A 23841-nucleotide genomic window follows, 5' to 3' on the forward strand; every position below is an offset into this window, starting at 1 on the left:
ATCCGGCAACGGGCTACGGGGTGGCGCGGGAGGCCGGACGGTCGGCCAGGCGGTGGGACAGGCCGTCCAGGACGCACTGGAGGCCGAAGGTCCAGATCGTCCCGGGGTGGTAGCCGGCGACCGCGGTGCCGACGCGGCCGGCGAGCGGGTAGCGGTCGGGGTCCAGGGCGCGCTCCAGCAGCGGGGCGCTGACGGCCCACCAGTCCTCCTGGCTCTGGCGGCTGTTGTGGTCGGCGTCGTCGGCGGCGGCCAGTGCGTTGGCGTGCACGAAGCCCAGCAGGTGCGTCAGGGCCGCGTCCATCTCGGTGTCGGTGAGCCCGATCCCCTCGAAGGCCGCCAGCTCGTACTCGTACTTCCCGATCACCCCGGGGCCCAGCGGCGGGCGGGTGACGGCCAGGTCGGCGATCCAGGGGTGGCGGACCATCAGGTCCCGGTTGTCCTCGGCCACCCGGGTCACATGGACCTGCCAGGGCTCCTTCGGGTCCGCCGGCCGGCGTTCCATGTGCAGGTACGCGTCGTCGAGCATCAGGTCGAGCAGCTCCGCCTTGCCGGGGACGTAGGTGTAGACGGTCATCGGCGTCACGCCGAGCCGCTGCGCCAGCGCCCGCATGGTCAGCGCGGCCAGCCCTTCCTCGTCGGCGAGCACGGTCGCGGCGCGGACGACGGCGTCCACGCTGAGGCCCTGCCGCGGGCCGCGCCGGCCGGGCTGCGCCGGCTGTCCGGGCTCGCGCCACAGCAGCTCCAGCGTGCGGACGGGGTCTCCCGCCCCGCTCCGGTCCTTCACCATGTCCCGGCCTCCGAACTTTCGCCATTAATTGGCTACACCGTATAGAGTACAACGTATAGAGTAAAGCGCAGAGAGTAAGCCGAGACGCCGCACCTCGAGGAGTTCCGTGCACATCGCCGCCGACAACCACCAGGTCATCCAGGTCCGGGGAGCCCGGGAGAACAATCTCGCCGACATCTCTCTGGACATCCCCAAGCGTCGCCTCACGGTCTTCACCGGCGTCTCCGGCTCCGGGAAGTCCTCCCTCGTCTTCGGCACCATCGCCGCCGAGTCACAGCGGATGATCAACGAGACGTACACCGCCTTCATCCAGTCCTTCATGCCGAGCCTCGGCCGGCCGGACGTGGACGGACTGCACAACCTGAGCGCCGCCATCGTGGTGGACCAGGAGCGGATGGGCGCGGGTTCCCGCTCCACCGTGGGCACGGCCACCGACGCCTACACCATGCTGCGGATCGTCTACTCCCGTGTCGGCACGCCCCACATCGGCACGTCCAGCGCATTCAGCTTCAACAACCCCGACGGGATGTGCCCGCGCTGCGAGGGCGTCGGCGAGGTCTCCGACATCGACGTGGACCAGCTGGTCGACCGCGAACTCACGCTCAACGAGGGCGCGATCACCGTCCCCGGCTTCGCCGTGGAGTCCTGGTACTGGCAGAACATGGCGAACTCCGGCTTCTACTCCCCCGACACGAAACTGAAGGACTTCACCGAGCAGGAGTGGGCCGACTTCCTCCACAAGAGCGCGGTGAAGGTGAAGGCCGGCTCCAACGGCTTCACCTACGAGGGCCTGATCACCAAGATCACTCGCCTCTACCTGGCCAAGGACCGCGAGTCCATGCAGCCCCACATCCGCGCCTTCGTGGACCGCGCGGTGATCTTCACCGCCTGCCCGGACTGCGGGGGCACCCGCCTCTCGGCGGCTGCGCTGTCCTCGCGCATCCATGGCGTGAACATCGCCGAGTGCGCGTCGATGCAGATCAGCGAACTCGCCGGCTTCGTGCGCCGGATCGACGATCCCGCCGTGGCCCCGATGCTGGTCAACCTCCGCAGCCTGCTCGACTCCCTCGTCGAGATCGGCCTGGGCTACCTCAGCCTGGACCGCCCCTCGGGCACGCTCTCCGGCGGCGAGGCCCAGCGCGTGAAGATGGTCCGGCACCTGGGCTCCTCCCTCACGGACGTCACGTACGTCTTCGACGAGCCCACCACCGGCCTGCACCCGCACGACATCCAGCGCATGAACGACCTGCTGCTGCGCCTGCGCGACAAGGGCAACACCGTGCTGGTCGTGGAGCACAAGCCCGAGGTCATCGCGATCGCCGACCACGTCGTCGACCTCGGCCCGGGCGCCGGCACGGCCGGCGGACAGCTCTGCTACAGCGGGGACGTGGCCGGGCTGCGCACCTCCGGCACCCTCACCGGCCGCCACCTCGGGCACCGGGCGCGGCTGCGGGAGTCGGTGCGCACCCCGCGCGGCCACCTGTCGGTGAAGGGCGCCGACCTGCACAACCTGAAGGACGTCAGCGTGGACGTGCCGCTCGGCGTGCTCACGGTGGTGACCGGTGTCGCGGGATCCGGGAAGAGCTCGCTGATCCACGGCTACCTGTCCGGGCGCGAGGGGGTGGTGGTGGCCGACCAGTCGCCGATCCGCGGTTCGCGCCGGTCCAACCCGGCCACCTACACCGGGCTGCTGGGGCCGATCCGGACGGCCTTCGCCAAGGCCAACGGCGTCAAGGCAGCGCTGTTCAGCGCGAATTCGGAGGGCGCCTGCCCGAAGTGCAACGGCCTCGGGCTCGTCTACACGGACCTGGCGATGATGGCCGGGGTGGCCACGGTGTGCGAGGAGTGCGAGGGCAAGCGGTTCACCCCCGAGGTGCTGACGTACCGCCTGCGCGGCAAGAACATCAGCGAGGTGCTGAACATGCCGGTCGCCGAGGCGCACGAGTTCTTCACCACCGGGCAGGCACGGGCCGTCCTGGGCCGCCTGTCCGACGTGGGCCTCTCCTACGTCCGGCTCGGCCAGCCGCTCAACACCCTGTCGGGCGGCGAGCGGCAGAGGCTGAAGCTCGCGATCAGCATGGCGGAGAAGTCCTCGACGTACATCCTGGACGAGCCGACGACCGGACTGCACATGGCCGACGTCGACAAGCTGCTGGCCCTGCTGGACCGGCTCGTCGACGACGGCAACTCGGTGATCGTCATCGAGCACCACCAGGCCGTGATGGCGCACGCCGACTGGCTGATCGACATCGGCCCCGGCGGCGGTCACTCCGGCGGCCAGGTCGTCTTCGAGGGCACTCCGGCCTCGCTGGTGGCCGACGGCGACACGCTGACCGCCCGTCACCTGCGGGAGTACGTCGGCGCGGACGCGTAGCGGGCCGGGCCGGCGGCCGCGCCGCGGGGCACGGCCGCCGGCTCACCCCCGGGGGTCTACGGCAGGCGCAGCTCGCGGTCCTCGCCCAGCGGGGCGAAGAACCGCTCGACGTCGGCTGCGGTGACCCCGGCCAGGGTCGGCGGGGACCAGCGCGGGTTGCGGTCCTTGTCTACGACCTGCGCCCGGATGCCCTCCACCAGGTCGGGCGAGGTCAGCGCGTTGCAGGAGACCCGGTACTCCTGGGCCAGCGCCTCCTCCAGCGTGCCGAGGGCTGCGGACCGGCGCACCGCGGCGAGGGTGGCCTTCAGCGCGGTCGGGGACTTGGCCAGGATCGTCTCGGCGGCCTCCTTCGCCGCCGGGTCGCCCTGGCCGAGCAGCCTCTCCACGATCTCCTCGACCGTGCCGGCCGCGTAGCAGTGGTCGATCCAGGAGCGCCCGCCGGCGAGTACCCCGGGCTCGGGCGCGGCGGCGTACCGCGGCAGGACCTCGTCGGCGGGGGCCGTGGCGAGCGCGGCGGTGAGCTCCGGGAGGCGCGCGGCGGGTACGAAGTGGTCGGCCAGCCCGCAGAGCAGCGCGTCCGCGGCGCCCACGGCGGTGCCGGTGAGGGCGAGATGGGTGCCGAGCCGGCCGGGGGCGCGGCCCAGCAGCCAGGTCCCGCCGACGTCCGGGACGAAGCCGATGCCGGTCTCGGGCATGGCCACGCGGGAGCGTTCGGTGACGACCCGGACGCTGCCGTGGGAGGAGACGCCGACGCCGCCGCCCATCACGATGCCGTCCATGAGGGCGACGTACGGCTTGGGGTAGCGGGCGATGCGCGCGTTGAGCCGGTACTCGTCGCGCCAGAAGCCGGCGGAGGCGGTGTTCCCGGCCTTGGCGTCGTCGTGGATGGCCCGGATGTCGCCGCCCGCGCACAGCCCGCGCTCACCGGCTCCGCGGATCAGGACCTGCCCGACGGCGGGGTCGTCCGCCCAGGCGTCGAGGGCCTCGGAGATCCGCAGCACCATGGGGTGGGTGAGGGCGTTGAGGGCCCTGGGGCGGTTGAGGGTGAGCACGCCGGTCCGCCCCTCGACGTGGAACAGGACGGTGTCGTCGTCGGAGGGGGCCTTGGCGTCGGTCTCGGGTTCGGTCTTCACGCCGATCAGTATCTCCGTGGGCGCGGCGTGCTACGGGCGCCCGTACGCCCCGGGCCTGCGCCCGAACGCGCGGCGGAAGACGTCGATGAAGGCGCTGGCCGAGGACCACCCGCAGCGGTGCGCGACGGCGGTCACCGGCGTGCCCACGGCCAGCAGCCGCAGCGCCCGGTACAGCCTCGGCTGGGTGCGCCACTGCGGGAGGGTCATGCCCCAGCTCGGCCCGGAAACAGCCGGCTCAGCGTCCGCTCGCCCGCCCCCGCCCCGAGGCGGCGGCCAGCTCCGCCAGCGTCGGGCTCGCCTGCGCGCCGCTGCTGGTCGCCTGCGCGCTGGCGGTGCCCGGGCCGGCCGGCTGGTGGCTGCTGGCCCTGCCCGCCGCGCCCGTGCCCGCCGCCGTCCCGGCCGAGGACCGGCGGGCCTTCCTGCGGCTCTCCCTGGTCGTGATCACCCGCTCGGTGGTCTTCACCGGCCTGAGCACCTTCATCGCCCTGTACGTCCGTGAGCGCGGCGGCGGTGGCACCGCCGGGTCGGTGGCGCTGTTCGCGGGCAGCGTGGGCAGCGCGGGCGGCACCCTGCTCGGCGGCCGGCCGGCCGGTGGGGGCGGAAGGCCACCGTCCGCCGGGCCTACGCCGCGGCCGCGCCCGCCGTCGCCGGGATCCTGCTGCTGCCGGCGCCGCTCGTGCCCCTCTGTGCGGCGGCGGCCGCGGCCGCGCTGCACGTGCCCTTCTCGCTCCAGGGGGCCCTCGGCCAGGACTACCGGCCGACGCGGACGGGGACGGCGAGCGGGGTCACCCTCGGACTGACCGGGAGCGTCGGTGGCCTGGCGAGCCCTCTGATCGGCGCGGCTGCCGACTCCCTCTCGCTGCGGGCCGCCCTGCTTCCGCCCGCCGCGCTGCCGGTGCCGGCATGGGCGCTGGCCCGGCGGCTGCCGGAGCCGGCCGCTTGAGGTCAGTCGCGGGGGCGGGCCCGGTGGGCCTGCCAGGCGGCCAGGGCGTCCGTGCGCGCGCCGCCGGGGTGGCGGGCGTGCCAGTCGCGCAGGAAGCGGTTGAACTCGAACTGGGCTCCGACCTCCTGGGGTTCGGCCGCCCGCTCCCGGGTTGCGTGCCAGTGCTCGACGGCCTCGGCGAGGGTGTGACCCGCGTGCCCGGCGACGTACTCCCGCATGAAGGCGTCGAAGTGGAAGCCGGGCCCGATCTCCCGTACGAAGTACTCCCGCAGCACCTGGCTGCAGCGCTGCCCCTGCGGGATCACCGTCGTCCCGTCGACGGGGGCGGCGAGTTGCCGCCCCGCGCGGCGGGGCGCGGCGGGCCCCGTGGCCGCGGGCTCGGGCAGGCCGTCGAGCGCGGCGGCGAGCCGGGCGGTGACGGCGGCCTTCCCGCCCCGGGCGGCTACGCCCATCTGCCGCGCCAGTCCGGTCAGTTCGGCCAGGGTCCAGTACCAGCGCAGCAGTTCCGCCCCGGTCAGCGCCGTCGACAGGAGGGGGCGCACCTCCCCCGCATTCGTACTCACGTTCGCATTCTAGACGGTTCCCCGTCTCGCGACATGCCGCGGCGATCGGCGGAGCGGCGCGGCGGCTTCTGACAGGCTTTCACCCCAGACCGAGCGCCCGTGGCGGCCCCGCCGCACCCGGCTTCGAAGGAGCGCGCATGCCCGCCGACCCGAACGGCCTCGCCCTCGGCGAGGACACCGCCCTGGTCCTCATCGACCTGCAGACCGGCATCCTGGCGCTGCCCACCACCAGGCCCGCCCCCGAGGTCCTGGAGCGGGGCGTCGCGCTCGCCGAGGCGTTCCGTGCCCGACGACTGCCCGTGGTCCTGGTCAAGGTGGCCTGGTCGCCGGACGGCGGGGACCTTCCCACCTCCAACGTGGACCGCCCGGGCCCGGCCGCCGCCCCGCCCGCAGCGTTCTCCGAGATCCCCGCCGAACTCGCCGCCCTCGGGGACGTGGTCGTCACCAAGCGCCACTGGGGCGCCTTCACCGGCACCGAGCTGGACCTCCAGCTCCGCCGCCGCGGCATCCACCGCATCGTCCTGGCCGGCATCTCCACCAGCGTCGGCGTCGAGTCCACCGCCCGTACGGCATGGGAGCTCAGCTACGACCTGGTCTTCCCGGAGGACGCCACCGCCGACACCGACGCCGACTCCCACGCGCACACCTTCGGCAAGATCTTCCCGCGCATCGGCAAGGTGAGCACCACCGACGAGGTCATCGCCGCCCTGCGCCCCTGACCACGGACCCCTGTTCGCGTTTCTAGGTCGTTCGACCTAGAATCTGCGGCATGACTGATGCCCTGCGGCACGACCCGTCCGCCCCCGTCCTGATCACCGGGGGGTACGGAACCGTCGGCGCCGAGATCGCCCGTATGGTCGCCCCCGGCGCCCCGATCCTGCTCACCGGCCGCACGCCCGAGCGCGGCCGGGCCCTGGCCGCCGAGACCGGCGCCGAGGTGCGCGCGTGGGACCTCGGCGCCGCGGCACCCTTCCGCGCGGACGCAAGGGCCGTGGTCAACGCGGTCAACGACCCGGAGGACCGGGTCCTGCGCGCCGCCGTCGAAGGCGGCGTCCCCTACGTCGACATCACCCGCTGGACGGCCCGGATGCAGCGGGCGGTCACCGTGGCGACCCTGCTGGGACCGACCGCGCCCGTCCTGCTGTCCTCGGCCTGGATGGGCGGAGTGAGCAGCCTCGTCGCCGCGTCGCTCGCCGCCGATCTGGGCGGCGCCGAGCAGGTGGAGATCGCCGTCCGCTGGGACATGGCCGACCGGTCCGGCGCGGACTCGGTGGAGTTCATGGACCGGCTCGGTGTGGGGTTCGAAGTTGTCGACGGCGGGCGCCGCCGGATCGCCGGCCCGCTCACGGAAGCCCGTACGGTCGTCATCGGCGGGGCTCCCGTACGGGTCGCGCGCATCGACACCCCGGAGCAGTTCACCCTCCCGCTGACCCTGGCCACCTCCACCGCGGCCACCCGCATCGGCTTCAGCTCCCCGGCCGCCACCCGCGCGCTCCTCGCCCTGCGGGGCACCGGCTTCTTCCACTGGGCCGGCGGGGAGCGCTGGGCGCCGGCGCGCCGCGCCCTGCTGCACTCGCCCGGGGAGGGCGGTACGGCGCAGCTGCGCATCGACGTGTCGCACGGCGGGCGCAGCCGCACCGCGACCGTCACCGACGCGCGCGGCCAGGGCCATCTGACCGCCGTCGGGGCGTTCCTGGGCCTGCACCGCGTGCTGGGCACCGACGGGGCGGCGCCGCCGCAGGGGGTGGTCTTCCCCGAGCAGCACCCCGACCCGGTCGCGGCGGCCGCGCGGCTCGCGGACCACGGCGTACGCGTCGAGCTCGACCGGGCGGGGACGGGGGCGGCGGCATGACCCCCGAGAACCCCGGCAGCCCCGGCAGCCCCGTCAACCCCTCGGCGCCGACCCCGAAGGGGCACCAGCGGCGCGCGGCCCTGCTGGACGCGGCGGAGCACGTCCTCGGCTCGGCGGGGGGCGCCGAACTGACGATGCGGGCGGTCGCCGACGCGGCGGGCGTCCGGCTGGGCCACCTCCAGTACTACTTCCCGGCCCGTTCCGATCTCCTGGCCGCCCTGCTCGACCGCATCCTCACGGCTTCGCTGGCGCGCGTCGCCGCCCTCGGGGAGGCCGGCGACGCGGCCGGCGACCTGGCGGCCGTCCTCGACGCCCTCCTCGGCGACCACGACGACCCGTCCCTGGTACGGCTGTTCACCGAGGTCTGGGCCATGGCCGCGCACGACGAGGACGCGGCCGGAGCCGTCCGCGCCTTCTACGCCGCGTACGCCGGGCATGTGGCCCGCTTCGTCCGCGACCGCTCCCCCGGCCTGGACCCGGTCGCGGCTCACTCCCGCGCCGAGGTCTTCGTGATGCTCATGGAGGGCGCGGCACTGTTCCGTTCGGGCATCGCCGGCCGTGCCGCCCCGGTCACCGACGCCGTGCTCCGCCGTACCCTGCTCGACCTGCTCGGGCTGCCCGGCCCCGGGGGCGGGGCCGCGTAGGCCGGTTCGAGCCGTAACCGGGAGGGCTCCCACCGGTTAGCAGCTCGGAAGACGAGGGAGCACCCATGGCACAGCAGCACACGACGTCCCTGCGGCTGCGCCTGCAGTACCGGTTCGACAACCTGGTGGCGGGCGGAACCACCCCGCTCATCGGGTGGCTGGCGCTGGCCTGCCTGGCCGTCGTGGTCCCGGCGAGCGCGGTGCTGGTCTGGGCCGACCGGGCGGCGCCGCCGACCTTCTCGGGGCGGCTCACCGCCGTATGGGTCAGCGTCGGGCAGACCCTCAAGCTCGGCGGCGCGGTCGGCTCGCCCCTCTACGTGCTCGCCTCGGTGACGCTCGCCCTGGTGGCCCTGCTGTTCGTGTCGACGCTGGTCAGTCTGATCACCACCGGCATCAACGGGCGCATCCTGTCGCTGCGCCGCGGGCACTCCACGGTGCTGGAAGCGGGGCACACCGTCGTCCTGGGCTGGTCCGACCAGATCCTCCCGGTGGTCTCGGAACTCGTCGCGGCCAACGCCAACCAGCGCCGGTCCGCCATTGCCGTCCTCGCCCCGAGGGACAAGGTGGACATGGAGGACGAGGTCGCCACGGGCCTCGGCGGTACGGGGGGCCGTACGGGTACGGGGGGCCTTACGGGCACGGGACGCCGTACGGGCACGGGCGCCACCCGGATCATCTGCCGCAGCGGCCCCACCACCGACCCGACGGCGCTGGCCAGGGTGAGCCCGCAGACCTCCAAGGCGGTCCTCGTGCTGCCTCCCGACGGTGACTCGGGCGACGCCCACGTGGTGAAGACCCTGCTCGCCCTCGACGCCGTGCTCACCCGCCCGCGCGGCACGGTGGTGGTCGCCGCGGTCCGCGACTCCCGCAACCACCTCACCGCCAAGCTGGCGGCCGGGCCCGGCGGGCACGTGCTGTGCGCCGACGAGATCATCGCCCGGCTCCTCGTCCAGACCGCCCGCCAGCCCGGGCTCTCCCTCGTCTACCAGGACTTGCTGGACTTCGACGGCGACGAGTTCTACACCGCCGCCGCGCAGGGTCTCGCCGGGCGCACCTTCGGCGAGGCCCTTCTGGCGTTCACCACGTCCGCGGTGGTCGGACTTCTGCACGCCGACGGCCGTGTGGTACTCAATCCGGATCCGCACACGGAGATCGGCGCGGACGACCGGATCATCCTGGTCTCCGAGGACGACGACACGGCCGTGCCGGAGCCGGCGGGCCCCTGGGTCGACGAGGACGCGATCGTCACCGCCCGTCCCCGGTCCCGTTTCGCCGAACGCCTGCTCCTGCTCGGCTGGAACCGGCGCGCACCACTCGTCCTCGAACAGCTCGACGAGTTCGTGAGCCCCGGCACCACCCTGGACGTCGTCGCCCTCGGCGACGGGGCGACGCTGCGGACCGCCGCCGAGGTGGCCGCGGCGCGCAGCCGTCTCGAAGTGGCCTTCCGCAGCGGGGACATCACCGACCCGGACGTCCTGGCCAAACTGGACGTGCCCTCCTACGACAGCGTGATCGTGATCGGCGAGACGGACCGCGAGTCCGCGCCCGCCCCCGCGCCCGCCCCCGCGGCCGCGGCGCCCGATACGGCCCCGCCCGCCTTCGCCCCGGAGCCCGGGAGCGCCACGGACGACCGGACCCTGGTGACGCTGCTGCACCTGCGGGCGATCGGCGAGGCGGCGGACTGCGAACTCCCGCTCACCACCGAGATGTCCGACGACGGCAACCGCCTGCTCGCGCCCGCCCGGGCCGGCGCCGACTTCATCGTCAGCGGCCGGCTGATCAGCCTGCTGATGACGCAGATCTCGCAGAGCGGTCATCTCGCCGACGTCTTCGAGGAGTTGTTCAAGGCGGAGGGCAGCGAGTTCTATCTGAGGCCGGTGGCGGACTACGTCCGCACCGACCGTGAGGTGGCGTTCGCGACGGTGGTCGAGTCGGCGCGCCGCCGCCGGGAGTGCGCGGTCGGCTACCGGCTGCGCGCGCAGGCCGCCACGGCTCCCTCGTACGGTGTGCGGCTCAATCCCGACAAGCGGCAGCGGGTCCGCTTCGGCGAGCACGACTGGGTGGTCGTGCTCGCCGAGAGCTGAGCCACAGGCCTCGGGGCGGCGGTCACGCCGAGGTGTGGACCTCCAGCGCGGTGCGCACCGCGGATTCCAGGGCGCCCTCGATCCACGCCGGCTTGATGGAGGTGTGGCAGCCCGCGAAGTGCAGGTTCCCCTCCGCCTTGCGGACGTGCGGGAACAGCTCGGTGTGCTGGCCGGGCAGCAGTACGGAGGCCTCGCCGTAGGCGTAGGGGTCGCGCATCCAGGACTGGGTGCGTCCGACGCCGGTGTAGAACACCTCGATCCGCTGCCCGAACACCTCCTGGACGCCGGCCAGGGCGCGGGGGTAGCGCTCGTCGTCGTCCAGGGAGTCCCACTTCAGGGCGTCGTCCGACCAGCTGTAGGAGGCGAGCACGACCCCGCCCCGGCTGCCCTCGACGGGGTAGGAGGGCTGGAACATGAAGCGGTTGGGGTTGTCGGTGGCCGAGCCGCCGCCGATGACTCCGGCGGCCTCGGGCTGGTCGCGGGTGAGGCTGCGGCAGGCCGCGTAGTGGGCCCGCTGGGCGCCGGAGATGCCGCTGCGGGCTACGGAGGAGTGGGCGCCCAGCAGTGACCCGTCCTCCGGGGTCTGCCCGAGCTGGTACTTGCGGTACAGGCCGGGCTGCACGGCTTCCAGTTCGCGCTTCCAGTCGGCCTCGTCGAACTCCCACCAGCGGCGGCTGAACTCCAGCAGCACCTTGGTGGCCGCGTCGTAGTGCAGCTCGGTGATCGCGCGCCGCTTGCCGTAGGAGAGGGCGGGGGTGACGGGGATGTGGCGCAGCCCGGAGAAGGGGACGGTGATGATGGCGGTGTCGCCGGTGAAGGTCTCGCGCTGTACGGGGCGGCCGCCGCGGCCCTCGGAGACGGTGTCGACGGTGACCCTGCCCTCCCCGTGGGTGATCCGGGTGGCGCGCCGGTCGAGCCGCACGATGTCCTCGACCCGGGCGTAGAGGGCGTCGGCCAGGGTGGCGGTGCCGCCGGGCAGTTCGAAGAAGGCGGTGTCGGGGCTGATGAGGGAGGCCCCGATGAAGCTGTGCACGAAGGCGAGGTGGAGGCGGGAGGTGAGGTTCTCGACGGTTCCGACCAGGTCGATCGTGCGCTCGTCGAGCTTCGCCTCCTCGGTCAGGTAGCGGTACATCGACATGTGGCCGTAGCGCTGGATGATGCGGGCCCAGCCTTCGACGAGCGCCTTGTCCTTCTTGCCCTCGATCTCCTTGCGTACGGGGGCGAAGGCGTTGCGGACGATCTGCGCGGCGGGGATCCCCTCGTAGGCCGCCGGCACCCCGAAGGAGCGGTTGAGGGTCTGCGGGCTGCGCGCGTAGTCGGCGCGGCGGACGCGGACGCCGTTGACGAAGATCCAGGTGCGGTAGGCGGGGCGGCCCGAGCCGTCGACGTCGACGAGGTGGAAGCGCCGGCGCTTGAGGCCGAGGCTGTCGATCAGGCCGGTGACCAGCGGGTGGCTGTCGGGGATCCGCATGGCGCCGGCTTCGGCGTACTGCTTGGGGTCGGCGAAGGCCGCAGGGGACTTCTCGTGTCCGCCGGTGCGGAATGTCTTGATCCGGCCGCCGACGCGGTTGCCGTTGGCCTCGATGACGGTGACCTCGTGGCCGGCCTCGCGCAGCAGGTGGGCGGCGGTCAGGCCGGCCGGCCCGGCGCCGACGACCAGCACCTTCCGGCGGGGCATGCGGGAGCGCGGCAGGCCGTTCCCGAGGAGGATGTCCGTGTAACCGGGCACCAGGGGCTGGTCGTCGTCGCCCCGTACGAGTACGGCCCGGGCGATCGTGAGGCAGGTCTCCCAGTCCGGGCGCGCGGAGCCGGCCGGCGCCTGCGGGGTCCCGGCGGACGCGGTGGCGACCGTGAGGGCGCCGGCTCCCGCGACCACGGCTGCGCCGGCGATGAGCGTACGACGGGAGGGGCGTCGTGCGGTGTCCTCCGCGGGCTCGGGGTCGGGGTCGGAGCCGGGTGTCGGGGAAGAGTCGATGATCATGAGTCAACTCTCCCGGCCTCCGGGGGCCTTGATCGCTGAAAGCCGCCCCGGCGGGGAACAATCACCCGGACGTGCGGCCTCGTGCGCACGGGGCTGACGAACGGAGTTTCGTACGCCGGCGTGCGCTCAGTGCACCAGGCGCACGCGCTGGCTGGTGAGTTCGTACCGGGCGCCCACGACGGCCAGCGCCCCGGCGGCGATCCCTGCGGCCATCTCGGGCTCCGCGGCCAGCCGCCCCCGCACCAGCCGTACGTTCGCGGTGATCGCGGCGTCGATCCGCGCGGCCCCCCGCAGCCCGCGGTCGATGGCGGGGCGGATCTGGTCGACCAGGTACTGCATGTGGCCCGGGAGCAGCGGTCCGCCCTCCGCGGCCCGCACGGCCGCGGCGACGGCCCCGCAGGACTGGTGTCCCAGGATGACGACGAGCGGGATGCGCAGCTCCAGGACCCCGTAGGCGATGCTCCCGAGTACCGCCTCGTCCAGGACCTCGCCCGCCGAGCGCACGGTCAGCAGGTCGCCGAGGCCCTGGTCGAAGACCAGCTCCGGCGGGACGCGGGAGTCGACGCAGCCGAGGACGACGGCGAACGGGTGCTGGCCGGCGACCAGCGTGCGCCGCACGGTGCGCGTCTGGTCGGGGTGGCGTTCGTGGTAGGTCCGCCAGCGCCCGTTCCCCGCCACCAGTTCGCGGAGCGCCGACTCCGGTGTGGTGGGCCGTGATCCGGCCCCTCCCCCGGGTGGGGCGGCCATGGGCACGCGGGCGGAACCGGCCACCAGCCCGGCCCCCACGGCGGCCACGCCCGTCAGCACCGCCCGGGCCAGCCGACGCCGTCCCGGGACCTCTCGACCTTCAGCTTCGACGCTCACATCAGGACAAACTATTCATTTCCACCCCTCCTGCTCCGCAGGACACGGCCTCGGTTCAGTTGGGCTCGGAGCGCGCGCGGGTGACGGTGCCGGTGCCGGGGGCCGTGCCGGTGCCGGTGTCGTGCAGGAATCCGCCCGACTGGTGCTTCCACAGCTTCGCGTAGGCGCCTTCGGTGGCCAGGAGCTCCCGGTGCGAGCCCTGCTCCACGATCCGGCCGCGGTCGAGGACGACGAGCTGGTCCATGGTGGCCACCGTGCTCAGCCGGTGCGCCACCACGAGGGCGGTGCGGCCCTCCATGAGCCGCCACAGCGCCTCCTGGACGAGGATCTCGCTCTCCGAGTCCAGGGCGCTGGTCGCCTCGTCGAGCAGCAGGATCGGCGCGTCGCGCAGGATGGCCCGGGCGAGGGCGACCCGCTGGCGCTGTCCGCCGGACAGTTTGACGCCGCGTTCGCCGACCATGGTGTCGAATCCGTCCGGCAGCGCGTCGGCGAACTCCGTGACGTGCGCGGCCTCGGCCGCACGGCGGATCTCGGCATCGGTGGCGCCCGGGCGGGCGAACGCGATGTTCTCCCGCAGCGTCCTGTGGAACATCGCCGGGTCCTGCGGCACGTAGGCGAGCCGGCTGCGCAGGTCGGCCTGCCGCAGCCGGCTGATGTCCTGGCCCCCGATCATGATCCGCCCGCCGTCCACGTCCGTCATCCGCAGCAGCAGCCGGGTGAGCGTGGTCTTGCCGCCGCCCGAGCGGCCGACGAGACCGATCTTCGACCCGCTGGGGACGTCCAGGTCCAGGCCCTCGAAGAGCGGCTTCGCCCCGCCGTGGGAGAAGTTCACCCGTTCGAACCGGACGTCGGCGCTCTCGGACCGCAGCGGCTCGGGGGCCTCCGGGTCGAGCACCGTGGGCGGCTGCAGGAGCAGTTCGGTGAACTGCGCGGCCTCCGTCATCGAGCTCTCCAGGCGGCGGTAGATCTGGTTGAACTCGAACATGATGCGGGTCGCGTTGGCGTAGTAGGTGAAGGTGACGATGATCGCCTCCACGCCGTGCTCCCCCGCGCCGAGGGCGACGGCGAGCAGCAGGCCCAGCACGTTGGTCAGCACGGACAGGGGTGCGACCAGCGTGTCGATGCGCAGGTTGCCGTAGTCCCACGAACGGAGCGTCAGCCGCCGCGACTGCGCGACGCGGGACTGGTGCTCGGCGGCCTCGCGGTCCTCGGCGGCGAACGCCCGGACCGTGTCCATGTTCATCAGGCTGTCGGCGACGTGGCCCGAGACCCGGGCGATCGCCTCCTCGCGCTGGGCGACGAGGGTCTGGCGGCGGCGGATGAGGGGGGTGACGCAGACGGCCGTCAGGGTGATCAGCGCGAGGAGGCCGACGACGAGCATCGGTTCGTACTGCCACAGCACCACGGACGCGAAGAGCAGCGGCACGAAGCTGCCCATGACCGAGAACGTCAGCGTGTCGACGAACTCCTCGAAGCGGGAGGCGAAGCTGAGGACCCGCTTGGTCAGCGAGCCGGCGAAGTTGTCGTGGAAGAACGCCGCGTCCTTCGCGAACAGCTCGTCCATGCCGATGACGTAGAGGTGCTCGATGCCCCGGGCGTCGAGCCGGTTGAGGCAGTGCAGCCCGATCCGCCACAGCGTCTCCGCGAGCAGCAGGACCCCGGCGAAGCCGAGGACGTAGGGCAGCATCGCGTCGATTCCGACGGCGCCGCCGTCGGCGACGTGGCCGACGAGCTTGGCGACGACCAGCGGCGCGACGTAGAAGATGCCGATGTTGCCCAGCGCCGGGAGCAGCATGGCCGGAGCGGTCAGCCGGCGCAGGCGCGCCAACTCCCGTCCGTAGTAGCGAAGTGCGAGGAGGACCGAGCCCCTGCTCGGCGTGCTTTCGGGCGATTTTGGTGAACCCATCCCAAACCCTGTGTTGTCGGACCAGCAGGACAGGAGTCGGAGTGTCCCGTACGGACGCCGGGGCGGTCCACGCGTTTTCCGGCCGCCGAAGGACTGTTCGGGGCGGCTGATAGCCTCGCTGCTGCCATGCACCCGTCCGCGATCAACGGCACCGTTTCGGCCCACCTCACCCGTTCCCTCGTCGCCGCCCTGGCCGACCCCCGCGCCGGCGGGCTCTCCAGGCTGCCCGACCTCGGCGCCGAGGTGCTCGGCGACGACAGGGCCCGGGTCTCGACCGCGTCGCTCCTGACCGTGTGGGAGAACCTGGTCCTGACAGAACCCCACACCCTGATCGGCCCGTTGATCCTCGAAGAGGCTCCGATCGGCGCCTTCGGGCTCTGGGACTACTTGATCACCAGCGGGCCGACCCTGCGGGAATCCCTCGCGCAGGCCGTGGACCTGATCGCCGTGGTCGGTGATCCGGCGGCGGAGAAACTGGTCGTGGAGGAGGGCGGCGGCCGCTTCACCGTCCGCCATGCGACGGGCAGTTGGGGACCGGACGTGGTCGAGGCCGTCGATCTCTTCGCCCTGTCGCTCTTCCTGACCCGCGCCAGGTCGGCGACCGGCCTCGACATCGTTCCGTCCCGGGTCACGGTCACCCATCGGGCGCCCCGCCGGTCCCGGCAGCTGGCCCGGCTGTTCGGCACCGACCGGATCCACTTCGGTGCGCCGTACAACTCGATCTCCTTCACCGAGGACGACGTACGGGTGCCGTTGCCCAGGGCCCAGCCGGGGGTGGACAGGATCCTGGCGCAGCACGCGGAACTGGTCCTGGCGGCCTCCCGGCCCGTACTCGGCTGGCTCGACCGCTTCCGGGCCGTGCTCACCGCGGCCTTCCGGGACGGCACCGTCGGCCTGGAGGAGGTGGCCTGCCGTCTGGCGGTGAGCCCCCGCACGCTCCAACGACGGCTCTCCGAGCACGACACGACGTGGCGCGAGCAGACCGAGCGCGTACGGCACGAGCTCACCCTGGACCTGCTGCACAGCACCGACCTGCCGCTCCGGGCGGTGGCCGGCCGGGTCGGGTACAGCGACGTCCGGGTCCTGCGCCGCGCGGTGCGCCGCTGGTCGGGAACGACCCCGGGCGAACTCCGCAAAGCCGCTCCGGCCGACCGGACCGGGTGAACGCCTAGATGGTCGCGACGGCGCCGAGGGTCGCGGGGGTGGGGCCGTCGGGGCGGACGGTGAGGCCGTAGGCGGCCTTGGCGGGGACGGAGTGGAAGTGCGGGACGTGGGCGGGCAACAGGTGTTCGAGGAGGACGGTCGACTCCCGGAGGGCGAACTGCAGGCCCAGACAGGCCCGGGGGCCCAGGCCGAAGGGGGCGTAGCTGCCGGGGCGGGTGGGCCGCCGGCCGGGGGTGAGGAAGCGGTCCGGGTCGAAGCGGCCGGGGTCCTCCCAGGTCCCGGGGTCCCGGTGGGTGAGGTAGGGGCAGACCAGCACGTCGGTGCCGGCCTCGATCGCGTACCCGGCGAGAACGTCGTCACCGGCCGCGTGGCGGGGCAGGATCCAGGCCGACGGGTAGAAGCGCAGTGTCTCGTGGACGAGTGCCTGCACCGCCCGGTGCCGTTCGGGGGAGCCTTCCGCGCCCGCGGCGAGTGCCCGCTCCCGCGCCTGCGGGTAGCGGTCGAGCAGGAGGTGGAGCCAGGTCAGAGTGGTCGCGGTGGTCTCGTGGCCGGCGACCAGCAGGGTGACGAGCTCGTCCCGGATCAGCCGGTCGGTGTACTCGGGGGAGGTGTCGGCCGCCTCCAGCAGGACGTGCAGCAGACCCGGGCCGTGGGGGCCCGCCCCGGCGGTGCGGGCGGCGGCGATGGCGCGGCCCGACAGGGCGTCGATACGGGCCAGTTCGGCGGCCACCGCCCCCTGGGCGGCGACGCCGTCGGCGGGGAGGCTGGGCAGCGCGGCCACCACGGCCGGCACGGCGGCCAGTTCACGTTCGGTGCCGGGATCGAGGGGGTGGCCGGTCAGGGACCGCCAGATGGTGTCCAGGGCGAAGCGGCGCATCTCCTCGCCGACGTCGAGGACCTGTCCGTCGCGGGCGTACGCCGCCCAGCGCGCCGCGGCGGTCCGCGCGGCCTCGGAGATCCGCTGCTCGTAGCGGCGCATCCCGCGTCCGGTGAACTGGGACTGGAGCACCCTGCGTTGGCGTTGCCAGGCGTCCCCGGTCGCGGCCAGGAGCCCGTCGCCGATCAGCAGCCGGGCCCGGTGCGAGCGCTTCACGTACAGGTCGGGCCGCAGCGCGAGGACGTGCTGGACTGCTTCGGGTGCGGTGACCAGGACGGTGGGGTGCGGGCCGAGCCGGAAGGCGGCGACCCCGCCGAGCCGCGCGCGGGCCTGGGCGAACAGGTCGATGAGCTCCCCTCCCCCGGCCTGCCAGTCCCGTACGAGGGCGGGGTCCAGTTCGGGAACCGGGCGGCCGGCCGGGGACGGGGGCGGGAGGGGGCCGGGGCGGGCGTGGGTGGCCACGGGTCTGCTCCTGTTCGGCGGCTGTGCGTCGTCACGGACCGGTTTCGGCATCACGCACTGTAGGGGAGCGGGTGCGGCACGCGACAGCCCGCCTCCGGCTCCGCACGCGGAGCCGGAGGCCGTGCGAACGGTCAGGTGCCGAGCACGGCGGCGTGGCGATCCCAGACGGTGAGCCCGTGGGCACCGAGGGCCTCCGGGAGGCCTGCCAGGGCGGGAAGTTGCTCGATGTGGTGGACCCCGGCGGGCGCGGAGCCGGTGAGCAGTTCCCGGGTGACGTACGCGGCGACCAGGGCGGTGACGCGGCTCTGCACCCTCCCGGTGACGGCCCAGGCCGCGTGGAGGTCCCCGCGCCGGGCGTCGGCCCGGACGGCGAAGCCGTCGCCTCCCAGGTGGACCCGGCCGAAGGCGGCGGTCAGGGCCCGCCGCACGGCCGGCCGGCGGGCGGCCGCCCGCAGCCCGAACAGCGCGGAGGTCAGCGGCTTCGAGTCCAGGCACAGCCGGGTGGTCACCTGCCCGACGCCGAGCGTGCGGGGCAGCGTGTGCTGGTCGGAGAAGGGGAACGGGTGCGCGGTGCGCCTGCCGTGACCGGGCAGGGTGGTCCGCAGCGGAGCTCCGGCCGGCGGCCCGGCCAGGCCTTCGACGGTCCAGCGCACGGCGTCGGCGCCGTGCCGCTCTCCGGCGCCCAGCAGCACCGTGAGGTCGATGCGCTCGGCGCCGCCCACGGCCTCGTGCGCCCGGCGGGCGAGGAGGTTGGTCAGGCCGGGGGCGACGCCCACGCTGAGCACGGCCGTGGCCCCGGCCCCGGCGGCGAGGTCGTGCAGGTCCGCCACCCCGTCGAGCAGCCGCCGGGTGGCACCGATGTCGACGAGGTGCACGCCGCGTTCCAGGCAGACGCGCGCGACACGGGTGTCGGGCGGCTCCACGCACAGCACGACGGCCACCACGTCTCCCAGCCCCTCCAGCGTCCGCCGGAATCCTTCCGGATCGGCCGCGTCGGCGCGTACGCCGCCGAGCCGGCGTGCTCTGCCTTCGTCGCGCCCGGCGACGACGACCCGGCCGGGGAACCAGCCGTCGAGTGTGGAGACCACCGTGGCGCCCACGGCGCCGTAGCCCCCGACCACGAGGATCCTGTCCGATGTCACTTGTGCCCTACCCCCAGGAGAAACGAACGACTTCGCAGCGGTGCCCGGCGGGCCGGGGCGGGGTGTTCGTACGCGCCCCGCCCCGGCCCGCCGGGGGACGGTCAGCTCTTGCCGAGGAGCTTGTTCATCTGCGCGATCTCCGCGGACTGGGAGGTGACGATCCCCTCGGCCATCGCCTTGGCCGCGGGGAAGGCGCCCTGCGCCTGCTCCGTCTTCGCCATCGCCACCGCGCCCTCGTGGTGCTCGACCATCAGCTCCATGAAGGCGGTGTCGAACGCCGCGCCCGAGGCGTTCTTCAACTTGTCCATCTGTTCCGCGGTCATCATCCCGGACGTGCCGTGCGCGGAGTGGTCCATGGCGCCCTCGGCGGGCACCTGCTCGCCCCAGGAGGCCAGCCATCCGGACAGGGTCTTGATCTCGGGGTCCTGGGCCTTCCTGATGTCCTCGGCGAGCTTCTTCACCTCCGCGGACCGGGCGCGGGAGGGAGCCAGATCGGCCATCTCCACGGCCTGGCGGTGGTGGGGGACCATCCCCTTGGCGAAGGCGGCGTCGGCCTCGTTGTGCTGCCCCTGGGCGGCCGGGGCCCGGGTCGACGCGGGGGCCGACGGGGACGCCGAGGCGGCCGCGGCGCCGTGGCCGTCGTGCCCGTCCGGGCTCGCGCCGCCACTGCAGGCGGCGAGCACGACGGCGGCCGCGCCCGCCGATACGACGGCGGCGGCGCGACGGAAGAGGGAACGCTTGCTGGTCATGGTGGTGCTGCTCCTTGATCCGCAGCCCGGTTCAGGGCATGCGGGAAGAACGGATGAAGAGGGAAGGCCCGGAGCACGGCCGTTCGCCCGGCGGGTGCCGGGTGGGACGGCCGCGCGGGCGGCTCTAGATCCGCAGCAGCTGCAGTTCGGCCAGATCGGGCGGAGCCCGGGCGCCCGCCGCGGCCACCGGCTCGGCGGCGTCCCGCGAGGACGCCCCGGGGAGGCCCACGAGCGCCTCGGCGAGCGCGGGGGGCGAGTACGCGGAGGCGACGCCGGCAGCGGCGCAGGTGGCGTCGGCGTGCTCGGCGTGGCCCGAACCGCCCGCGGAGTGCGAGCAGTCCCCGCCCGCCGGTTCGACGGCGGCAGCCCCGTGGTCCCCGGCCGCAGCGTGGTGGGCGCCCGCGGACACGGCAGCGGATGCCGGGAGCGGAGCCGGGGCCGGAGCCGGGCCCAGGGCGTGCATGCCGAGGATCCCGGTCAGCACCGCCAGTACCAGCACCAGCAGCGCCGCACCGCGCGCCGAGGGGCGTCGGTTCGTCGAGTGGCGGGTGCGGGTCACCGGATCATCGTACGGCCCCCGCGCGCCGCCAAGGCCTACCGCTTTCGAGCCATTCGCCCGAGCGGGCCTGCCGTCGGCCGCGAACGGGTGGCTAGGATCACGACATGATCACGGCTCGGTCGTCCTCCGGCGTGCCGCGGATCCGGGGAAACCGGAGTCCGCTGGTGCTGCTCTGGCTGACCCTGCTCCTCATCGGCCTGCTCGACGCGCACGGGATCGGCACGGACCGCGGCGGCGTGCACCACGCCCCGTCCGCCTCCACGTCCACGTCCACGTCCGTCTCCTCCACCGCTGCCGTCGCCGCGTCCTCGCAGGCCCCCGTGTCCGGCGCGGACGGTTCCACGCATCCGGCCGAGCAGTGCATGCCGGGCCGCTCCGACCGCAGCACCGCGCCCGCGAGCCACCCGCAGACGGTCGCCGATCCGGCCACGCCCGCCGTGCGGACCGACGGGTCCCCGACGCCGGGCACGTCCCCGCAGGCATGCGGCACCCCGACCCGGCCCGCCCACGGAGTCCTGCGCATCTAGGCCGTCGCTTCCGGTCTTGCCGGGCCCGTACGCCCGCCCCGCACCCGTCCGTCGGTCCAGTGGGCCACGCGGCGCATGCGGTTCACCCTTCCCGGGCGTTCAGGGGTCGCGCCGACCGGACCCCCGGGCATCGGCGGAACACTCCGCACGACCCGCGGCACCATCCGCCTGCCCCTACCGGGCTGCCCCTCCCCGCCCACGGTCCGAAGCACCTCCACGGAGGAGCCGTGTCGTTGCCCCCTTCCGCCGCCGCGCGCCGCGCGGGCGTCCTCGTACGGCCGCTGCTCGCGCTGTCCGCGCTCCTCGCGCTGACCGCCTTCACCGCGGCCCTCATCGGCTGCCTGGTCCACGACGGCCAACCGCCCCCGCGGCAGGCCCTCGCGCGGTCCGCCACGGTCCACCACCACGCGCCCGCCGCCCGGGACTCCCCGGGGATCCCCCACCCCGACGACCCCTGCGTCCTCCACCTCGCGCCCCGGGGCGTCCAGGACCTCGCGGCCCAGCGCCCGGCCGCGTTCCCGGTGCTCCTCGCGCTGCTCGCCACCGCGTCTCCCGGCCCGGTACGGCGCCGCGCCCCCACGCCTGCCGGGACAGCGCTCGCGGGGCGCAGAACCAGGACACGCCTCTGCTGCTGGCGGATCTAGCAGCCGTTCGTGCGGCCTTGCCCGAAGGCCGCCGTCCCCTGCGCCGCGTACGGGCGAACGCCCCTGCGCGGCGGCGGCGGACGAGATGTGCACGGAAACATCCGTCTACGAACGAGAGCAGAGGAAGATGTCCTCTCCGTCCACACGGACCACCCGGCCCGCCCGCGGCGCCGCCCTGTCCGGGCTCGTCGGCAACACCCCGCTCCTGCGCGTGTCCGAGCCCTTCGCCCCCGAAGGCCGCGGCTTCTGGGCCAAGCTGGAGGGCTTCAACCCCGGTGGCATCAAGGACCGGCCGGGCCTGCACATGGTCGAACGGGCCCGCGCCCGCGGCGACCTGCTGCCCGGCGCCCGGATCATCGAGTCCACCAGCGGCACCCTCGGCCTGGGGCTCGCCCTGGCCGGCATGGTCCACGGGCATCCGGTCACGCTGGTCACCGACCCGGGCCTGGAGCCGTCCATGACGAAACTGCTGACCGCCTACGGCGCCCAGGTCAACGTCGTGGCCGAGCCCCACCCCGCCGGCGGGTGGCAGGAGGCCCGCCGCGAGCGGGTACGGCAGCTGATGGCCCGGAATCCCGGATCCTGGTGCCCCGACCAGTACAACAACCCCGACAACACCGGCGCGTACACGCCGCTCGCGCTGGAACTCGCCACCGAGCTGGGGCACATCGACGTCCTGGTGTGCAGCGTGGGCACCGGCGGGCACTCCGCGGGCGTCTCCCGGGTGCTGCGGCAGCTCTACCCGCAGCTGGAGCTGGTCGGCGTGGACACCATCGGCTCGACGATCTTCGGCCAGCCCGCCCGGCCCCGCCTGATGCGCGGGCTGGGATCGAGCATCTTTCCCCGCAACGTCGCCTACGGCAACTTCGGCGAGGTGCACTGGGTGGCGCCGTCCGAAGCGGTCTGGGCCTGCCGACAGCTCGCCGGCTCGCACTACGCCACGGGCGGCTGGAGCGTCGGCGCCGTCGCCCTGGTCGCCGGCTGGCTGGCCCGGACCCGGCCGGCGGACACCCGTATCGCCGCGGTCTTCCCCGACGGTCCCCAGCGGTACCTAGGCACCGTCTACGACGACGACTACTGCGCGGCCCACGGGCTCCTCGACGCCCCGCCGGCCGCCGAACCGGAGGTCGTCGGACGCGTCGACGAGAAAGAGGTCACCCGCTGGACCCGGTGCGCCGCCGTCGTCGATCCGCTGTCCGTCGAGGAGCGGGCCGCCGGGTCCCCGGAACGGGCGGAGGTCTCCGACCGGTGAAGGGCACCCTCGCGCAGGTCCGCTCCTACGACGGCAGCGTCCAACTGCTGATGGTGAACCAGTTCACCATCAACCTCGGCTTCTACATGCTGATGCCGTACCTCGCCGCGCACCTGTCCGGCTCGCTGGGACTGGCCGGCTGGCTCGTCGGCCTGGTCCTCGGCGTACGCAACTTCAGCCAGCAGGGCATGTTCCTGATCGGCGGCACCCTCGCCGACCGGCTCGGCTACAAACCCATGATCATCGCGGGGCTGGTGCTGCGCGTCGTCGGCTTCGCCGCCCTCGGACTCGTCGACTCCGTACCCGCCCTGCTGGCGGCGTCCGCCGCCACCGGGCTGGCGGGGGCCCTGTTCAACCCGGCGACCCGGGCGTACCTGGCCGCGGACGCGGGTGACCGCCGGGTGGAGGCGTTCGCCCTGTTCAACGTCTTCTACCAGGCCGGCATCCTGCTCGGGCCGCTGGTGGGGATGGTCCTGGCCGGGGCCGGGTTCCGCGTCACCTGCCTGACGGCGGCCGGGATCTTCGCCGTGCTGAGCCTCGTACAGATCCGCAGCCTGCCCGCACGCCGGGCGGGCGGGGCGGGCACGGAGCAGGGCGGCGCGCGGGAGACGGTACCGGCCCAGTGGCGGGGGATCCTCGCCAACCGGCCGTTCCTGCTCTTCGCGGCCGCGATGACCGGCTCGTACGTGCTGACCTTCCAGGTGTACCTGGCACTGCCGCTGGAGGTCCGGCGCCTCGGCGGCGACGGGGCCTTCGCGGGGGCGGCGACGGCGGCGCTGTTCGCCGTGTCGGGGCTGAGCACCGTCCTGTTCCAGACGCGGGTGACCGCCTGGTGCACGGCGCGCACAACGCCGGGCCGGGCGCTGACCGGGGGTCTGCTGGTGATGGGCGGCGCGTTCGTACCGCTGCTCCTGGCGGCGGCCGTACCGGTGCCGGACGGGGGTCCGGGGCGGTGGCTGCTCGCCGCCGGGCCGCCGGCGCTGGCGGCGCTGCTGCTCGCCGTCGGCACGATGATCGCCTATCCGTTCGAGATGGACACGATCGTCCGGCTCTCCGGGGACCGGCTCGTCGCGACGCACTACGGGCTCTACAACACGGTCTGCGGGATCGGCATCACCGCGGGCAACCTGCTCACCGGTGCTGCCCTCGACGCGGCCCGGGCCTCGGGTGCGCCGGCACTGCCGTGGCTGTCACTGGCCGCCCTGGGAGCCCTGTGCGCCGCCGCGGTCCGGTGGCTGCACCGCAGCGGGCGGCTCGCGGATCCCGTCCCCGCCGGGCGGACGGAGCCGGCCGCCGCCTGACCGGCCCCTCCCCCGGCGCGGGCGGTACGCGGG

At 74.0% G+C, this 23841-nt stretch carries 22 protein-coding genes and 1 pseudogene; 11 read left to right on the top strand and 12 right to left on the bottom strand.

Annotation, left to right across the window (positions count from 1 at the left end; all coding sequences use genetic code 11):
• Positions 1–13 precede the first annotated feature (13 nt).
• Positions 14–787, bottom strand: a complete 774-nt coding sequence (locus OHA91_RS06850; RefSeq protein ID WP_031146810.1) for a TetR/AcrR family transcriptional regulator — start codon at positions 785–787, stop codon at positions 14–16.
• 106 nt (positions 788–893) lie between these two features.
• Between OHA91_RS06850 and OHA91_RS06855 the strand changes: the two genes are divergently transcribed.
• Entirely contained in the window at positions 894–3161 is a 2268-nt protein-coding gene (locus OHA91_RS06855; protein WP_031146808.1) for an ATP-binding cassette domain-containing protein, read from the top strand.
• A gap of 56 nt (positions 3162–3217) precedes the next feature.
• On the opposite strand, the gene OHA91_RS06860 is transcribed toward OHA91_RS06855, so the two are convergent.
• From OHA91_RS06860 to OHA91_RS06870, 3 genes and pseudogenes are all read right to left on the bottom strand, one after another.
• Complete coding sequence (locus OHA91_RS06860) at positions 3218–4294, bottom strand: enoyl-CoA hydratase/isomerase family protein (RefSeq protein WP_328738836.1); 1077 nt, start codon at positions 4292–4294, stop codon at positions 3218–3220.
• Positions 4295–4324: 30 nt separating this feature from the next.
• A pseudogene (locus OHA91_RS06865) lies at positions 4325–4554 on the bottom strand (helix-turn-helix transcriptional regulator); the annotation flags it as partial.
• On the bottom strand, positions 4530–4757 hold the full coding sequence (locus OHA91_RS06870; protein WP_328738837.1) for a hypothetical protein: 228 nt from the start codon (positions 4755–4757) through the stop codon (positions 4530–4532). The gene OHA91_RS06870 and the pseudogene OHA91_RS06865, both read right to left, overlap by 25 nt.
• Before the next feature lie 213 nt (positions 4758–4970).
• Here OHA91_RS06870 and OHA91_RS06875 point away from each other — a divergent pair, with 213 nt between their 5' ends.
• The gene (locus OHA91_RS06875; protein WP_266493827.1) at positions 4971–5237 is read left to right on the top strand and encodes a hypothetical protein; all 267 of its coding nucleotides are present in this window, start codon (positions 4971–4973) and stop codon (positions 5235–5237) included.
• A 2-nt stretch (positions 5238–5239) separates the two neighbouring features.
• Here OHA91_RS06875 and OHA91_RS06880 read toward each other — a convergent pair whose 3' ends face one another.
• Positions 5240–5800 (bottom strand): DUF6434 domain-containing protein, encoded by a 561-nt coding sequence (locus OHA91_RS06880; RefSeq protein WP_031146802.1) that lies wholly within the window; start codon positions 5798–5800, stop codon positions 5240–5242.
• Between the two features lie 137 nt (positions 5801–5937).
• Here OHA91_RS06880 and OHA91_RS06885 point away from each other — a divergent pair, with 137 nt between their 5' ends.
• The 4 genes from OHA91_RS06885 (at position 5938) to OHA91_RS06900 (ending at position 10380) form a co-directional block, all read left to right on the top strand.
• Positions 5938–6519: a hydrolase gene (locus tag OHA91_RS06885; RefSeq protein ID WP_031146800.1), complete on the top strand. Its 582-nt coding sequence runs from the start codon at positions 5938–5940 to the stop codon at positions 6517–6519.
• Positions 6520–6569: 50 nt separating this feature from the next.
• Positions 6570–7652 (top strand): saccharopine dehydrogenase family protein, encoded by a 1083-nt coding sequence (locus tag OHA91_RS06890; protein ID WP_031146797.1) that lies wholly within the window; start codon positions 6570–6572, stop codon positions 7650–7652.
• A complete protein-coding gene (locus OHA91_RS06895) occupies positions 7649–8296 on the top strand; it encodes a TetR/AcrR family transcriptional regulator (protein ID WP_051892667.1) in 648 nt (215 codons plus the stop codon). Before OHA91_RS06890 ends, OHA91_RS06895 begins: the two co-directional genes overlap by 4 nt.
• Before the next feature lie 65 nt (positions 8297–8361).
• Positions 8362–10380 carry a CASTOR/POLLUX-related putative ion channel gene (locus tag OHA91_RS06900; protein WP_328738838.1) on the top strand — a complete coding sequence of 673 codons (2019 nt, stop codon included), beginning with the start codon at positions 8362–8364 and terminating at the stop codon, positions 10378–10380.
• Between the two features lie 22 nt (positions 10381–10402).
• Here OHA91_RS06900 and OHA91_RS06905 read toward each other — a convergent pair whose 3' ends face one another.
• From OHA91_RS06905 to OHA91_RS06915, 3 genes are all read right to left on the bottom strand, one after another.
• A complete protein-coding gene (locus OHA91_RS06905; protein ID WP_328738839.1) occupies positions 10403–12361 on the bottom strand; it encodes a flavin monoamine oxidase family protein in 1959 nt (652 codons plus the stop codon).
• Positions 12362–12487: 126 nt separating this feature from the next.
• Complete coding sequence (locus OHA91_RS06910) at positions 12488–13225, bottom strand: carbonic anhydrase (RefSeq protein ID WP_031146790.1); 738 nt, start codon at positions 13223–13225, stop codon at positions 12488–12490.
• A gap of 55 nt (positions 13226–13280) precedes the next feature.
• Positions 13281–15131: an ABC transporter ATP-binding protein gene (locus tag OHA91_RS06915; protein WP_328738840.1), complete on the bottom strand. Its 1851-nt coding sequence runs from the start codon at positions 15129–15131 to the stop codon at positions 13281–13283.
• Between the two features lie 126 nt (positions 15132–15257).
• On the opposite strand from OHA91_RS06915, the gene OHA91_RS06920 reads away from it, so the two are divergent.
• A complete protein-coding gene (locus OHA91_RS06920) occupies positions 15258–16295 on the top strand; it encodes an AraC family transcriptional regulator (RefSeq protein ID WP_328738841.1) in 1038 nt (345 codons plus the stop codon).
• Between the two features lie 4 nt (positions 16296–16299).
• On the opposite strand, the gene OHA91_RS06925 is transcribed toward OHA91_RS06920, so the two are convergent.
• The 4 genes from OHA91_RS06925 to OHA91_RS06940 form a co-directional block, all read right to left on the bottom strand.
• Positions 16300–17634, bottom strand: coding sequence for a cytochrome P450 (locus OHA91_RS06925; protein ID WP_328738842.1), 1335 nt, complete (start codon positions 17632–17634; stop codon positions 16300–16302).
• A 131-nt stretch (positions 17635–17765) separates the two neighbouring features.
• Positions 17766–18776, bottom strand: a complete 1011-nt coding sequence (locus tag OHA91_RS06930; RefSeq protein WP_328738843.1) for a saccharopine dehydrogenase NADP-binding domain-containing protein — start codon at positions 18774–18776, stop codon at positions 17766–17768.
• Between the two features lie 101 nt (positions 18777–18877).
• On the bottom strand, positions 18878–19525 hold the full coding sequence (locus OHA91_RS06935) for a DUF305 domain-containing protein (RefSeq protein WP_328738844.1): 648 nt from the start codon (positions 19523–19525) through the stop codon (positions 18878–18880).
• 124 nt (positions 19526–19649) lie between these two features.
• Positions 19650–20084: a DUF6153 family protein gene (locus OHA91_RS06940; protein WP_328738845.1), complete on the bottom strand. Its 435-nt coding sequence runs from the start codon at positions 20082–20084 to the stop codon at positions 19650–19652.
• A gap of 104 nt (positions 20085–20188) precedes the next feature.
• Here OHA91_RS06940 and OHA91_RS06945 point away from each other — a divergent pair, with 104 nt between their 5' ends.
• The 4 genes from OHA91_RS06945 (at position 20189) to OHA91_RS06960 (ending at position 23808) form a co-directional block, all read left to right on the top strand.
• Entirely contained in the window at positions 20189–20611 is a 423-nt protein-coding gene (locus OHA91_RS06945) for a hypothetical protein (RefSeq protein ID WP_328738846.1), read from the top strand.
• Between the two features lie 227 nt (positions 20612–20838).
• On the top strand, positions 20839–21255 hold the full coding sequence (locus tag OHA91_RS06950) for a hypothetical protein (RefSeq protein ID WP_328738848.1): 417 nt from the start codon (positions 20839–20841) through the stop codon (positions 21253–21255).
• A gap of 127 nt (positions 21256–21382) precedes the next feature.
• The gene (locus tag OHA91_RS06955) at positions 21383–22507 is read left to right on the top strand and encodes a PLP-dependent cysteine synthase family protein (protein ID WP_328738849.1); all 1125 of its coding nucleotides are present in this window, start codon (positions 21383–21385) and stop codon (positions 22505–22507) included.
• Positions 22504–23808, top strand: coding sequence for an MFS transporter (locus OHA91_RS06960; RefSeq protein WP_328738850.1), 1305 nt, complete (start codon positions 22504–22506; stop codon positions 23806–23808). The genes OHA91_RS06955 and OHA91_RS06960 overlap by 4 nt, the downstream gene beginning before the upstream one ends.
• The last annotated feature ends 33 nt before the right edge of the window (positions 23809–23841 follow it).

Origin of the sequence: Streptomyces erythrochromogenes (genome assembly GCF_036170895.1) — a bacterium.
GTDB lineage: Bacteria > Actinomycetota > Actinomycetes > Streptomycetales > Streptomycetaceae > Streptomyces > Streptomyces erythrochromogenes.

Bases quoted from the DNA above. Each gene is read 5' to 3' on its own strand.
- OHA91_RS06935 (WP_328738844.1), bottom strand. From the start codon at position 19,525: ATGACCAGCAAGCGTTCCCTCTTCCGTCGCGCCGCCGCCGTCGTATCG.
- OHA91_RS06885 (WP_031146800.1), top strand. From the start codon at position 5,938: ATGCCCGCCGACCCGAACGGCCTCGCCCTCGGCGAGGACACCGCCCTG.
- OHA91_RS06955 (WP_328738849.1), top strand. From the start codon at position 21,383: ATGTCCTCTCCGTCCACACGGACCACCCGGCCCGCCCGCGGCGCCGCC.
- OHA91_RS06905 (WP_328738839.1), bottom strand. From the start codon at position 12,361: ATGATCATCGACTCTTCCCCGACACCCGGCTCCGACCCCGACCCCGAG.
- OHA91_RS06920 (WP_328738841.1), top strand. From the start codon at position 15,258: ATGCACCCGTCCGCGATCAACGGCACCGTTTCGGCCCACCTCACCCGT.
- OHA91_RS06850 (WP_031146810.1), bottom strand. From the start codon at position 787: ATGGTGAAGGACCGGAGCGGGGCGGGAGACCCCGTCCGCACGCTGGAG.
- OHA91_RS06945 (WP_328738846.1), top strand. From the start codon at position 20,189: ATGATCACGGCTCGGTCGTCCTCCGGCGTGCCGCGGATCCGGGGAAAC.
- OHA91_RS06890 (WP_031146797.1), top strand. From the start codon at position 6,570: ATGACTGATGCCCTGCGGCACGACCCGTCCGCCCCCGTCCTGATCACC.
- OHA91_RS06895 (WP_051892667.1), top strand. From the start codon at position 7,649: ATGACCCCCGAGAACCCCGGCAGCCCCGGCAGCCCCGTCAACCCCTCG.
- OHA91_RS06900 (WP_328738838.1), top strand. From the start codon at position 8,362: ATGGCACAGCAGCACACGACGTCCCTGCGGCTGCGCCTGCAGTACCGG.
- OHA91_RS06915 (WP_328738840.1), bottom strand. From the start codon at position 15,131: ATGGGTTCACCAAAATCGCCCGAAAGCACGCCGAGCAGGGGCTCGGTC.